Here is a 14221-nt window from a genome sequence, read left to right as displayed (position 1 = left end):
CTCCTGCTATGGCAGAGTATTCGATTAACAAAGGCATTGGAAAGAGTGTCGAGTACAAGGGATTGAAGGCTCAGTATCTGTTCATCTTCGCCGGAGGTCTGCTCGGTATGTTCGTGGTGTTTGTCATCATGTATGTTGTCGGCATCTCGCAGTGGTTCTGCATAGGCTTCGGCATAACTGTCACCTCAATCCTTGTGTGGCTCACCTTCCACCTCAATGCCAAGTACGGGCAGTACGGGCTGATGAAACTGGCGGCTGTGAAATATCATCCGCGCTACATCATCAACCGTCTGCGCCTTAACCGACTGATAAAAGGAAGAAAATGAGAAACACGTTAAAAGCGACCACACTCGAAAGCAAGCTGCCGCTGCTTGCCGTGGAACACGGTTGCATCATCTCAAAGGACGCGGACATCACCGTGGCCTTTGAGGTGAGCCTCCCGGAACTGTTCACAGTCACCTCGCAGGAATATGAGGCGATGCACTCGGCATGGTGCAAGGCGATAAAGGTATTGCCGCATTTCTCGGTGGTACATAAGCAGGACTGGTTTGTCAGTGAGAGTTACAAGCCGGAACTTCAAAAGGACGACTTATCCTTTTTGGATAGGAGTTTTGAACGCCATTTCAATGAGCGTCCGTATCTGGCTCACAAATGCTACCTGTTCCTGACAAAAACCACAAAGGAGCGTATGCGCCAGCAGAGCAACTTCTCCACCCTCTGCCGTGGACGAATAACACCGAAGGAGCTTAATCACGAGATGATCGTCAAGTTCATGGAATCGGTGGAGCAGTTCGAGCGAATAATCAATGATACCGGCTATATAAAGCTGCGCCGATTGAGCGATGATGAGATTGTCGGCACTGACAATTCATCGGGTATCATCGAGAAGTATATGGCTCTCTCAATGGGCGATGTAAACTGCCTTGAAGATATAGACCTGTCGGCAAAGGAAATGCGCATTGGCGACAAGATGCTGTGTCTGCACACGCTGTCAGATACCGAGGACTTGCCCGGCAAGGTCAGCACCGACAACCGATATGAGCGGTTATCAACGGATAGATCTGATTGCCGATTGAGTTTTGCCTCTCCCGTTGGGCTGTTACTCCCATGCAACCATATCTACAACCAGTATGTGCTGATTGACGACCACGATGAGAATCTGACCCGCTTTGAAAAGACTGCCCGTAATATGAACAGTCTTTCAAAGTACAGCCGAAGCAACGCCATAAATAAGGAGTGGATTGACAGGTATCTAAATGAGGCTCACTCTTACGGATTGACCTCCGTCCGTTGTCACTGCAATATAATGGCATGGAGCGACGATGCCGAGGAACTGCGCCGGATCAAGAATGATGTTGGTGGTCAGCTCGCCACTATGGGATGTATGCCGAGGCATAACACCATCGACTGCCCGACACTGTTTTGGGCGGCGATGCCCGGCAATGAGGCTGATTTTCCTGCCGAGGAAAGTTTCTACACTTTCATTGAGCCTGCGGTCTGCTTTTTCACCGCTGAAACAAACTACCGTTCTTCGCTCTCGCCATTCGGCATAAAGATGGTTGACCGCCTTACCGGAAAACCTATCCACTTGGATATAAGCGATGAGCCGATGAAAAGAGGCATAACCACCAACCGTAATAAGTTCATACTTGGGCCGTCAGGTAGCGGAAAGTCATTCTTCACCAACCACTTGGTCCGGCAGTATTACGAACAAGGTACCCATGTGCTACTGATTGATACCGGCAATTCCTACGAAGGGTTGTGCAACCTTATCCACAACCGCACGCACGGCGAGGACGGCATCTACTACACCTATACGGAGGATAACCCTATATCTTTCAACCCGTTCTACACTGACGATGGAATTTTTGATGTGGAAAAGAAGGATAGTATCAAGACACTGCTGCTGACGCTGTGGAAGTCGGAGGACGACCGCGTGACAAAGACCGAAAGCGGTGAGTTAGGCTCGGCATTGTCGATGTTCCTTGACAAGATGAGCCGTGATAGAGACATCGTGCCATGCTTCAATTCGTTCTACGAGTTCATGCGCGATGACTACCGCACGGAAATGGCAAACCGTCCTATCCCCATCTACAAACAGGACTTCGACATTGACAATTTCCTGACAACCCTACGCCAATACTATCACGGCGGTAGATTTGATTTCCTGCTCAACTCAAAGGAAAACATAGACCTGCTCAACAAGCGGTTCGTGGTATTCGAGATTGACAGTATAAAAGAGAATCGCGAATTATTCCCGGTGGTGACAATAATCATCATGGAGGCTTTCATCAACAAGATGCGAAGGCTCAAAGGTATCCGTAAGATGATAATCGTGGAAGAGGCTTGGAAGGCTTTGTCAACGGCAAACATGGCAGAGTATATGAAATACCTCTTTAAGACCGTCCGAAAGTATTTCGGTGAGGCGGTGGTAGTTACGCAGGAGGTTGATGACATCATATCGTCGCCGATTGTCAAGGAAACCATCATCAACAACTCCGACTGCAAGATACTTCTCGACCAGCGCAAGTACATGAACCGCTTTGACCAGATTCAGGAACTGCTTGGCCTGACCGACAAGGAGAAGGCGCAGATACTCAGTATCAATATGGCGAACAACCCCAACCGCCTCTACAAAGAGGTATGGATTGGCTTAGGTGGCACACAATCCGCTGTCTATGCCACGGAGGTGTCGCCGGAGGAATACCTCTGCTACACAACCGAGGAAACTGAGAAGGTTCAGGTGCTCAACAAGGCTGCGCAACTCGGTGGCAACATCGAGAACGCGATAAGGGTGCTTGCCAATGAAAGGAGGGAAGGCAATGTATGAAGGCTATGAGACTCTTGACACGTATTGCCGCAATATCCGGCGCAATACTCGCGGTCCTCCTGACCGCTGCCATTTGGCTTTTCACAATCCTCGCAAGAATAATAACGGGCATAGCCCGCAAAATCAGATAACCACAAAATCCAAAGAAAGAATGAAACAACTGAAATTTCTATTCCCGATAATCGCCCTGTGCCTGTTGCTCGGCACAGGCAGGGCAAACGCCCAGTGGACGGTCATTGACCCGTCCAACATCGCCCAAAGCATCGTCAACTCGTCGAAGTCGCTGGTGCAGGAGTCAACCACCGCGAAAAACATGGTGGCGAACTTTCAGGAGACGGTCAAGATCTACCAGCAGGCGAAGAAGTATTACGACGCCCTCCGCGCCGTCAACAACCTCGTCCGCGATGCCCGCAAGGTGCAGCAGACCGTCCTGATGCTCGGCGACATATCCGGCTACTATGTCAACAACTACAAGAAGATGCTGACGGATCCAAACTACACCTCAGCGGAGTTGTCGGCAATCGCCTCCGGCTACACGAGGATTCTTCAGGACGCCACCGGCGTGCTGAACGACCTGAAGCAAGTGGTCAATATCACCACGCTCTCCATGACCGACAAGGACCGCATGGATGTGGTCGATGACTGCTACAAGGAGATGAAGCGGCTGAAATCGCTGACGCATTACTACACGAACAAGAACATATCGGTGTCGTATCTCCGCGCGAAGAAGAAGGCGGACACCCAGCGTGTGGTGTCGCTCTACGGTGACGGTTCCGAAAAATACTGGTAAGCCATGATTTGCGCCATTGATTTCTCAAACCTCCACACAATCCTGCGCTCGCTCTACGATGAGATGATGCCGCTGTGCGAGGATATGGCGGGTGTGGCACAGGGCATAGCCGGACTCGGGGCATTGTTCTATGTGGCCTACCGTATCTGGCAGGCGTTGGCGAGGGCTGAACCGATTGATGTGTTCCCGCTTCTCCGTCCTTTCGTGATAGGCTTCTGCATCATGTTCTTCCCGACTGTGGTGCTCGGCACCATCAACTCGGTAATGTCGCCGATTGTGCAGGGCACCGCCGGGATGCTGGAGGGTCAGACCCTCGATATGCAGAAGTACCGCGAGGAGAAGGACAGGCTCGAATATGAGAAGATGATGCGTGACCCCTCCACCGCCTATCTTGTTGACGATGCCGAGTTTGACAGGCAGATTGACGAACTTGGAGTGACGGAAGTCGGCACCGCCGCCGGAATGTATATCGAGAGAGGTATGTATAAGGTCAAGAAAGCCATCAGCAATTTCTTCCGCGAACTGCTGGAGATGCTGTTTCAGGCGGCTTCGCTGACCATCGACACTATTAGGACATTCTTTCTCATCGTACTTGCGATACTCGGTCCGATCTCATTTGCCTTGTCGGTGTGGGACGGTTTCCAGCACACCCTCGTCCAATGGATATGCCGATACATTCAGACATATCTGTGGCTGCCTGTGGCTGACTTGTTCAGCACGATACTCGCCAAGATACAGGTGCTGATGCTCCAGAACGACATTTCGGAACTGACGAACAACCCCAATGCAGACCTTGACGGGAGCAATACCGCGTATTGTATCTTTATGATTATCGGCATTATAGGTTACTTCACGATTCCCACTGTTGCAGGCTGGATAATCCAAGCCGGAGGCATGGGCAGCTACAACCGCAATGTGAACAACGCCGCATTGCAGGGAGGCTCATGGGCAGGTAGCATTGTCGGCGGAGTGAGTGGAAACGCCGTCGGCAGAGCCGGGAAACTGCTCAAATAGCCTATGTCGGTAAATTTCGCAGACCCTCTGAACAAGGAAGGTCTTACCGTCCTGTCGCTCTTCGACGGGATGTCCTGCGGAGCCATCGCATTGCATGAGGAAGGGATAAAGGTCAGGCATTATTTCGCGTCCGAGATAGACAGGCACGCGATAAGACAGACAAGCCACAACTTTCCGTCCATCGTGCAATTGGGAAGCGTTACCGAAGTCAGGGCCTCCGACCTACCACCGATTGACCTTCTAATAGGAGGCTCACCCTGTCAGGGATTCAGCCTTGCCGGGAAACAGTTGAATTTCAACGACCCCAGAAGCGCCCTTTTCTTCGAGTATGTCCGCATACTGCAAGAGATCCGGGAATACAATCCCGGCGTGAAGTTCCTGCTTGAGAACGTGGTGATGCGCAAGGAGTACGAGAACGTGATAAGCGACCGTCTGGGGCTGTTTCCCGTGATGATAAACTCGGCTCTCGTGTCGGCGCAGAACCGGGAGAGGCTGTACTGGACCAACATCCGCACGCGGTCCGTTGAAAACCTCTTTGACACTTCGGTTTACACCGACATTCCACAGCCGACCGACAAAGGGCTATATCTCTGCGACATTCTTGACGAGGATGTGCCGCCGAACTACTTCCTGACTCCCGAACAGATACGCAGGCTGGATGAAATCAGGGAAAGCATGGAGGATACGGACGATGAGCCCTACTGCGGCGGCGCCTCCCTGTTCGAGGAAGATGTCGGGGTTGACACATTGGACGAGGCGATAGCCCGGAGCCGCGCGGAATCGGCAGCGAATGACAGCGTGAGGATCATATCCGGCACGATAGTGTCCAAAAAATTCGGCGGTGGCATCCGTCTCATAAAAAGCGGCAAGGCCGGATGTCTTCTGGCAAGCGCCAAGATAGGAGGATGCGGGCAGGATGTGTGCGTGTTCGTCAAGGGCGACGAAACCGCCGTCCGCCGTCTTACAGCGGCCGAATACTGCCGGCTCCAGACAATTCCCGAATGGTACGAATGGGTGTGTGACGAGAGCAAGATGTGCAAGATGCTCGGCAACGGGTGGACTGTTGACGTGATCCGCCACATATTCAGATTTCTAAAAAGTTAAAATCAAAAAATCAAATGGAATTCAAATCACTGAAAAATATCGAGACATCCTTCCGGCAGATAAGGCTGTTCGGCATAGTCGTGGTGTCGCTCTGCGCACTGGTCGCGGTCGCCTCGGTTGTGCTGTCGCTGAACTTCGCCGAGAAGCAGCGAGAGAAGATCTATGTGCTTGACAACGGCAAGAGTCTGATGCTCGCCTTGTCGCAGGATATGGAGCAGAACCGCCCGGCAGAGGCGCGTGAGCATGTTCGCCGCTTCCACGAATTGTTCTTTACACTTTCTCCGGATAAGTCAGCAATTGAGCACAACATCAACCGCGCCATGTCGCTGGCCGACAAAAGCGCATACAACTACTACTCGGACTATGTGGAGAAAGGGTACTACAACCGCATCATAGCGGGGAACATCACTCAGGTGCTGAGGGTTGACAGCATTATCTGCGACTTCAATGACTACCCCTATGATGTGAGGACCTACGCCCGGCAGATGATAATCCGCCAGAGCAACGTGACGGAGCGGTCGCTGATAACCCGGTGCCGTCTCGTCAACTCCAACCGCTCGGACGACAATCCCAACGGATTTCAGATCGAGGGGCTGACGATACTTGAAAACAAGGATCTCATAACAACAAAAAGAAGTTTATCCCAATGAAAGAAAAAATCAGAAAAATCGTGTCGCCCTTATATAATAAGGTGTGGCACTCCCCGAAAGGGAAAATCAGGGAGAGAATCAGGAAGGCGTGCGACGACCTTCCCCGCAACCAGCGGCTGATGGTCGTGAGTGTGCTGCTCTCCGCCTTTGTCCTCGTCGCCTTCTTCGTGTTCGGAAACGCCTGTTACAAAATGGGCGCAGGACATGCAAGAAAGTCAATCGAGATAGAGCATATCAGACAAATGGAACTTCCAACCGAAAAAACTCCCGCCCATGAAGATGCTCGATGACCTCCGCGCCCGGCTCACACCGAAGACCCCGGCAGAGCGTGAGCGGCTGAAAAGGATTGTCGTATATACGGTGCTGTGCCTCTCGTGCCTCGTGTGCATCTGGCTGATTTTCGCCCCAAGCGGCGATGATGATGCCGTCAAGGGTAAGGCGAACACAGAACTCCCCGACGGCACAACCGAAGGTATGCCCGATACCAAAATCAAGGCATACGAACAGGCGGCGGATGCAGAACAGAGGGCTTCCCAACAGGTCAACCTCGTCCACCTCTCGGAGTCGCTCGACACAATCCGTCAGTCTGCCGACACCGTTCCGGATGAAATCCAGACTTCGGCTGAAGCATACCAACAGGCTCAGGCATCCTTGCAGGACTTCTACATTCCTGAAACATCGGAAGCCGACTTGCAGGTGGCTGAGTTGCAGGAGCGCATCGCCGAACTGGAGATGCAGCAGTCACAACCTGACTACGGCAAATCCACTCCCAATGAGATGGAGTTGCTTGAACGCTCCTATCAGCTTGCCGCGCAATATATGGGCAACGGCAATGCCAACGGCGGGAACTATCCGCCTCCGGCTCAGTCGGAGGAAAAGGGGAAACGCAATGTTCACCCCGTGGCGCAAGTCAACCGCAATGTCGTTTCCTCGCTGTCGGCATCATCATCAAGAGGCTTCAACACCTCGGTAGGCGGTAAGCCGACAACCGTAAAGAACACCATCGCCGCAGTCGTGGCTGCCAATCAGAGCGTGGTTGACGGGGAGAGTGTAAAACTCCGTACTAATGATCCGATGTGGATTGGCAACCGTCTGATACCGCGCAACACCACCATAACCGGATCCGCCCGTATTCAGGGAGAGAGACTTGAAATCGAGATCACCTCGGTGGAGTGTGAAGGCTCTATATATGAGGTGGAGTTGCAGGTCTATGACTCCGACGGTCAGGAGGGCATCAACATTCCACAGTCGATGGAGAGTGACGCACTGCACGAAATAGGTGCCAATATGGGCAGCACGATGGGCAGTTCAATTAACATCTCCACCAATACGGGGGCGCAGATAGCATCCGATGTCGGGCGAGGACTCATCAACGGTGTAAGCCAGTATCTGACAAAGAAGCTGCGCACAGTGAAAGTCCACCTCAAAGCCGGGTACCGTGTGATGCTCCACCAGCCCGAAGATTTATAAAAACCACTAAAACCAAAAATAAAAAGATGAAACTGAAAACATTTATCATTTCCGCCATAGCCGTAATCGGCATGGCAACCACCGCCTTTGCAAAAGGCAAGACAACCACCGATAACACCGATGTCAACATTTCGCCAGACACTGAAGCGGTTGCCGAACACGACATGAATGTGTACGGACCCGGCTACACCGACGGTGACAAGTTTGAGGGCTTGACCCGAAAGGTCGGCTTCGACTGTATGATACCGCCTCACGCCTTAGAGGTGTCGTATGACAAAACGACTCATATCATCTTCCCGGCTGAAATCAGCTATGTGGATCTCGGCAATGAGAACCTTGTCGCCGGACTCGCTGACGGCGCGAAGAATGTGCTGCGCGTCAAATCCGCTTTCAAGCGGTTTAAGACGGAGACAAATCTCTCGGTGATAACCACTGACGGCTCATTTTACAGCTTCAATGTGAAATTTGCCAAAGAGCCTCTCTTACTCAATATCGAGATGACTGATTTTCTTCACGATGGTGAGGCTGTCAACCGCCCCAACAACGCGCAGGAAATCTACTTGGAGCGTTTAGGATCGGAGTCGCCCATGCTCGTGAAGCTGATTATGAAGTCAATCCACAAGCAGAACAAGCGAGAAATAAAGCATATCGGAAGCAAACGTTTCGGGGTGCAGTTCCTTTTGAAGTCAATATACACAAACAATGGGTTGCTCTATTTCCACACAGAGATCAAGAATACCTCCAACATTGCTTTCGATATTGACTACGTATCATTCAAGATTGTCGATAAGAAGGTTATCAAGCGTACCGCCATGCAGGAGCAGGTTTTGGAGCCGTTACGCGCCCAGAACTATGTGACGGTGGTGAGTGGAAAGCAGTCGGAACGCACTGTGTTCGCTTTGGAGAAATTCACCATTCCTGATGACAAGCAGCTCGTTATTGAGGTCGCTGAGAAAGAGGGCGGTCGCCATCAGTCCTTTGTCGTGGAGAACGAGGACATTGTGAGAGCCAATGTGATTGATGAACTTTCAATTCAGTAAACTATGAGAAAAGCGATGATAATTATCGCTGCCATGCTCAGCTTCTTCGGAGGCCGGGCAATGGCCCAGCGATGCCTCCCCGGAATGTCGGCTGTCGAGGTAAATGCAAATATGGCTGACGGATTCTATACCGGCAACTCCCGTAACTGCGGTTACTCTTTCGGAGTGTACTATTCAGTATTCAAAGGCAACGCGAACACTTGGAGCTTCGGTGGGGAGTATCTCCAGACATATAAGCCCTACGGCGAGAAAGGTCGTATCCCGGTGGCGCAGTTCACGGGCGAGATTGGCTACAATCTCCACCTCATCAGTGACTATTCCCAGACTTTCCACCTCTACGGCGGTTTGTCGGCTCTCGGTGGTTACGAAACAGTGAACTGGGGCGAAAAAATCCTGCCCGACGGGTCCACGCTCCACAACGGCGATGCCATCATATACGGCGGTGCAATTACTCTGCAAGTGGATTTTTACCTGAGCGACAATTTTGCCCTCGGTGTCAATATCAAGGAGCGGTTTGTCTTCGGCAACTCGACAGGTCATTTCAGATTCAGCTATGGTGTGCAACTCAAATATGTGTTTTAGACGATGAATATTGACGACATCCGTAATATCTCCCTTGTGGATTTCCTCAACCACCTCGGCTATCAGCCCACCGGACGCGACAGCAAAGGTCTATGGTTCTATTCTCCACTGCGCAGTGAGAGAAAACCATCGTTCCATGTCAACCCGAAGAAAAATCTTTGGTATGATTTTGGCTCCGGAAATGGCGGCGATATATTCTCCCTCGCAGGGGAAATAGCCGGAACAACCGACTTCATCCGTCAGGCGGAGTTCATCGCCGAGAAGATGCAGATGCCGGTGGAAAAGCCTTACAAGCCGATGCCATTCAAGGAGGAACCTACATTCTCCAATGTGGAAATCTCAAAGCTGGAGCATCTGGCATTGTTGAAATACCTCGCAGACCGTGGCATACCGAAAGAAATCGCCCAACGATACTGTGTGCAGGTGGACTATGAACTTCACGGTAAGCAATATTACGCTATCGGCTTTGAGAATATGGCGCACGGATTTGAGTTGCGGAATCCTTTCTTCAAGGGGTCATTTCCACCGAAGGCTATAACGCATCTCGCCAAAGGAAATGCCAGATGCTGCCTATACGAAGGCTTCATCGACTTTCTTTCAGCGGAGAAATTCGGCTTCAACGACTATAACGATGTGATTGTGCTAAACTCCGTGGCAAATCTCGGCAAGGCAATCCCGTTGCTCAATGACTATTCGGTGATACTCTGTTTCTTCGACAATGACGCCGCAGGACAAGCCGCCTTCTCCAGACTTGAAAAGGAGTTCAGCACAAAGGTCTGCGACAAATCTTCCCTCTACCCAAACCACAAGGATCTCAATGATTACCTTATGGCTCAAATCCAAAAACAAAACAGAAAACCAAAATTAAAACTCTGAAAGACAATGAAAACAATTCTCAATAAAATCGGCGCAATCCGCGTCACCCCCGTCCGTTTCTTCGGATTCTGGGCAATCCTTTTTGCCCTCGTGTTCGCTCTCTCGTCATGCAATGACGACCTTGACGTGCAGCAGTCCTATCCCTTCACCGTCGAGGTGATGCCCTACGGCGACAAAATCACAAAGGGTCAGACCGTGGAGCTGCGCTTTGAAATCAAACCGGAGGGCAACTATGCCAATACCCTCTACACAATCCGCTATTTCCAATATGACGGCGAGGGAATACTCAAACTCGTCGATGGTCCGGTGCTGACAAACAATGACCGTGTTTTACTCGAAAACAAGACCTTCCGCCTGAACTATACCGCCAAATCCTCCGATGCCCACAAATTCCTCGTGGTGATTGAAGACAACTTCGGCTCTACACCATGGGAACAGACCTTTGAGTTCAACGGAAAAGACTTCGGCGATGACAACAGCGGCGGAGGACTAATAGTCGGTCCCATCGTTCCAATCAATCCCGTAATCGTCACAGAAAATCAGTAAAACAATGAGAAAAATACTGTATATCATCATCGCGCTCATGGCGACCTTGACCGCCTCTCAAGTCCATGCCGCGACCCAAAGTTGCGCCCCAGCGCAACAAAAATCTGCATCAAAACCCAAGCGAAACATCATGGACTTACCGCTTGTAGAACGTGCCATCTTGATTATCAAAAAATTTGAGACGCTACACGATTTGCGTCATCTTCCTTATTGCGGATATGGTCACAGAATATGGCCGGGCGAGAAACTGCCGAGATATCGAGCCTTGACCGAACACGAAGCAGACGCGCTTCTCCGCAAAGACTTCCGCAAGCTCTGCAACATGTACGCCCATTTAGGTCGAGACTCCGTGTTGGCCGCTGCCTTAGCATACAACATCGGCCCCGGTGCCGTCAACAAAAGCACCTTCTACAAAAAGCTGAAGCGAGGCGACCGTGACATCTTCCGCGCCTACACCTCCCATTGCCACTACAAAGGCAAGTTCCACAAAGGCCTCTACACCCGACGCCTCACCGAACTCGCCGCCCTGTACGTCCCATAATCAAACAAAATGGTCTATGTCTTACTGATTTTCAGAAGGGCATAGACCATTCTTTCAATCTGGAATATCCAGTTTTATATCATTCCACACTCAATGAAACACTACTATTCGTTTTTGTTAACTTAAAAATTAATCGTAGTAAAGTTTGCCCTGACCATGACATTTAGGACAACCGATTCTTTCGTAAGCTTTACCATTCTTATCCATCCACACTTCAACATATCCTTTTGCCATACAATTAAGGCAGAGGGATTCTTCTTTAACTAAATTTCTGATTCGATTACGAATAATTTCAGTTTTTGGCGACACATGATGCGCATTATCTGGCAAAATAAAGGGAGAAAGTGCAATCTTATTGATTGAAATAGAATCATTCCCATATAAAGCCATATAGTCTGTATATATGAGCGTCCTCTCCGACCTATATTGAAGAAATTCCTCATATGCTTTGGTTAACGCCTCATTGAATATATGTCCAATGCCATGACAATCAAAGCAATCACTATTCAATCCGTTGCATGACGGACAAATAGGTTGTGACTTAGAAATCTCCTTAATTCTATTTACAATTTCCATGCGCCGGTTTCTTAGTTTTTCCAATTCATCAATATAATATTGTTGTTCATGTACCTTTCTCCCTTCTCGTACTATCTTACATCTTACTTCGTAAAGTTTATCGGAACGCTCTTTCTCAAATTTCTCTTTTTCTTTTTTTGTTTGTTCCAGTCTATCTCTTGCTGCTTTTCCTTCTTTCTGCTCTTCAATGGACAATTCTTTATAAAGATCTAATGCTTCGGGAGTTAGCTTATGACAAAATCCTTTGCATTTATCACAAACCACTTTCCCCAAAGAAATCGTATAAGGATTCTTTGGGAAAACGTATGACTCTTTTCCATCCACATATCCGGTTCCATTACATTCCGGGCAGGTAGTCCAATAGCGACCAGAACTTTTATAAATTGTCTTAGGGGATAATGGAGGTCCCTGACTGCGCCGTGCTTTTTTGTGGGTGCCACCTTTTGCTAATTTACCTATGAGTGCAAACAAGCCTACGACCAACAAAATATATATCCATGTCGGAGACTTATGATAAGGATCATCAGCCATTCTTCCATCGTATTCAGCAAATGTATATATGGGAATGAATAAGCCAAGCAATATAGTGGTTAAAATCCTATTCATATCAGTCAATGTTCCATTCCGCCTCAGGATTCCCATCAAAAGCTTCACGGTATCCTTCATTTTCAAAATATCTTCGTTCTTCCTCTTCCTGCATGGCTTGATATTCTGAATATCTACGTTCGCTTTCTTCATTTTCCCATTCTTCAATTTCTTCTTCCCACTTGTCAACGAACTGTATTAAAGAATCCATTCGTTGGTCATATTGGGTGTCAGGAGCATCTTTCAATGTCCTGAGAACATTGGGGGAAACTCTTACTCGTTTCAATCGAATGAGGCCATCGATATAAGGGAAATCTTTTTCCAAGAGTTCCTTGATAGTCATCCTCTCGGAATGTTTTTGAATGCCATGAAGTTCAACATAACGAGTTCCCCAATATGGGCTATTGTCAAGCACGTATACCGAAGACCCCCATATACTGAGTTTTCCATCTACAGAAGTAATGTCTCTATAAATATGGTGAGCGTCATTAGCCACCCAAAGTTTGTCAAAGAATGACTCGTTTACAATATCTTCGTATTCATCTTCCCATTGTTCTATAACGCCAGAGTCAAGATGAAAATAGTTGTGTCTACATAACTTAAGCAGAGTTTGGCGACGATTGTCCATCAAGTCATATATATCTGAACCAGCGAAGTTCCCAACGCTTATGATGCCATGAACATCATTAAAAAAGTCTGGGCTTTTGGTTAATTTTGGTCTCCAATCTTCAATTCCATGTGGAAATTTATCGTATCCCACAGATAAAAAATGAACTTCGTCCTTAGGCAAATTTGGATGATATTTTTGAATTTTGGCCTGTTTATGTGCATAAAAGAATATATCACTGCCTCGAATTTCAATTCTATCTACATTGTTGACAATTAATTGTCTCTTTTTCTTAACGCTATAAAGACCTCTGTTGCCAGCGTTTATCCACGGATCGTCTTCCCATTCATCTTCTGGTGAATAATCATAGCAGGAAGACCAATCTGAATTGCAAGATTCTCGATATTCTGCTGCTGGATCCACTTTGTGAGTTAAAATATAATCAGGGGAAATGAACTCATCAAAGCCTTCAAACTGAGCTCTCCCAAGAAAATTGCACTCATTATCCATGATTCCGCCAATATAAATACGGTCAAATGGATGTGCCTTATTTACCATATCGTCATCAATGTCATATCCACTCCCACAATCGTCCCAAAATCCATAATATAAAACTTTGTCAGTTGGTTTTCCTTGAAAAGAAAGTCTTTTGAAATAAGGACCATTGAAATAATCCTTGCCGTCCGGGTGAGTTTTTCCATCCAAGAAAAATTTTTTACGTCGTTCTTGGTCATATTTGAAGTCTCCGAAGTCCAGCAATGGCTTGTTACCAAACCGATCCATCAAATAAGAATAGCCATACTCATAGTCGAGGTAGGTTATAATACCTACATCCCCGACAAAACCCTCACTGCCATTCGAAAGTATTTGTTCAAAACATTCCTCGTTCTCCCTTATTCGGTCAATTATTTCTTGGGGCACCCTTTCTTCGGGCTTGTATATTTTCGGATTCATTGTTGTATTCAGTTTTCTTATATATATCAATTTTGGAAAAAGGTAAATAATAAGAC

14 protein-coding genes and 1 pseudogene are annotated in these 14221 nt (G+C 48.5%); 13 read left to right on the top strand and 2 right to left on the bottom strand.

Annotated elements, in window-relative coordinates:
* Window positions 1–8: 8 nt before the first annotated feature.
* The 13 genes and pseudogenes from E5331_RS15565 to E5331_RS15505 all read left to right on the top strand — a co-directional run bounded on the left by E5331_RS15565 (window position 9) and on the right by E5331_RS15505 (window position 11443).
* Window positions 9–326 (top strand): DUF4133 domain-containing protein, encoded by a 318-nt coding sequence (locus E5331_RS15565; protein ID WP_135986246.1) that lies wholly within the window; start codon window positions 9–11, stop codon window positions 324–326.
* On the top strand, window positions 323–2830 hold the full coding sequence (locus E5331_RS15560) for a TraG family conjugative transposon ATPase (protein ID WP_135986248.1): 2508 nt from the start codon (window positions 323–325) through the stop codon (window positions 2828–2830). Before E5331_RS15565 ends, E5331_RS15560 begins: the two co-directional genes overlap by 4 nt.
* A 151-nt stretch (window positions 2831–2981) precedes the next feature.
* A complete protein-coding gene (locus tag E5331_RS15555; RefSeq protein ID WP_135986259.1) occupies window positions 2982–3620 on the top strand; it encodes a DUF4141 domain-containing protein in 639 nt (212 codons plus the stop codon).
* 15 nt (window positions 3621–3635) lie between these two features.
* The gene (traJ, locus tag E5331_RS15550; RefSeq protein WP_135986261.1) at window positions 3636–4634 is read left to right on the top strand and encodes a conjugative transposon protein TraJ; all 999 of its coding nucleotides are present in this window, start codon (window positions 3636–3638) and stop codon (window positions 4632–4634) included.
* Between the two features lie 3 nt (window positions 4635–4637).
* Window positions 4638–5738 (top strand): DNA cytosine methyltransferase, encoded by a 1101-nt coding sequence (locus tag E5331_RS15545; RefSeq protein ID WP_135986250.1) that lies wholly within the window; start codon window positions 4638–4640, stop codon window positions 5736–5738.
* 14 nt (window positions 5739–5752) lie between these two features.
* A complete protein-coding gene (traK, locus tag E5331_RS15540) occupies window positions 5753–6388 on the top strand; it encodes a conjugative transposon protein TraK (RefSeq protein ID WP_135986252.1) in 636 nt (211 codons plus the stop codon).
* A complete protein-coding gene (locus E5331_RS15535; RefSeq protein WP_135986254.1) occupies window positions 6385–6678 on the top strand; it encodes a TraL conjugative transposon family protein in 294 nt (97 codons plus the stop codon). Before traK ends, E5331_RS15535 begins: the two co-directional genes overlap by 4 nt.
* A complete protein-coding gene (traM, locus tag E5331_RS15530; protein ID WP_135986256.1) occupies window positions 6662–7858 on the top strand; it encodes a conjugative transposon protein TraM in 1197 nt (398 codons plus the stop codon). The genes E5331_RS15535 and traM overlap by 17 nt, the downstream gene beginning before the upstream one ends.
* Before the next feature lie 188 nt (window positions 7859–8046).
* Window positions 8047–8898 (top strand): annotated as a pseudogene (gene traN / locus E5331_RS15525) (conjugative transposon protein TraN); the annotation flags it as partial.
* Between the two features lie 3 nt (window positions 8899–8901).
* A complete protein-coding gene (locus E5331_RS15520; RefSeq protein WP_135986258.1) occupies window positions 8902–9480 on the top strand; it encodes a conjugal transfer protein TraO in 579 nt (192 codons plus the stop codon).
* A 3-nt stretch (window positions 9481–9483) separates the two neighbouring features.
* Window positions 9484–10356, top strand: a complete 873-nt coding sequence (locus E5331_RS15515; protein ID WP_123484819.1) for a toprim domain-containing protein — start codon at window positions 9484–9486, stop codon at window positions 10354–10356.
* A 6-nt stretch (window positions 10357–10362) separates the two neighbouring features.
* Window positions 10363–10902 (top strand): DUF3872 domain-containing protein, encoded by a 540-nt coding sequence (locus E5331_RS15510; RefSeq protein ID WP_123484820.1) that lies wholly within the window; start codon window positions 10363–10365, stop codon window positions 10900–10902.
* A gap of 4 nt (window positions 10903–10906) precedes the next feature.
* Entirely contained in the window at window positions 10907–11443 is a 537-nt protein-coding gene (locus E5331_RS15505; RefSeq protein ID WP_135986203.1) for a lysozyme, read from the top strand.
* A 129-nt stretch (window positions 11444–11572) separates the two neighbouring features.
* On the opposite strand, the gene E5331_RS15500 is transcribed toward E5331_RS15505, so the two are convergent.
* A complete protein-coding gene (locus tag E5331_RS15500; RefSeq protein ID WP_123484822.1) occupies window positions 11573–12625 on the bottom strand; it encodes a hypothetical protein in 1053 nt (350 codons plus the stop codon).
* A gap of 1 nt (window position 12626) precedes the next feature.
* The gene (locus tag E5331_RS15495) at window positions 12627–14165 is read right to left on the bottom strand and encodes a hypothetical protein (protein WP_123484823.1); all 1539 of its coding nucleotides are present in this window, start codon (window positions 14163–14165) and stop codon (window positions 12627–12629) included.
* Window positions 14166–14221 lie beyond the last annotated feature (56 nt).

The organism is Lepagella muris, from assembly GCF_004793975.1.
GTDB classification, from domain to species: domain Bacteria; phylum Bacteroidota; class Bacteroidia; order Bacteroidales; family Muribaculaceae; genus Lepagella; species Lepagella muris.
This window is presented reverse-complemented; position numbering and strand designations above follow the sequence as displayed.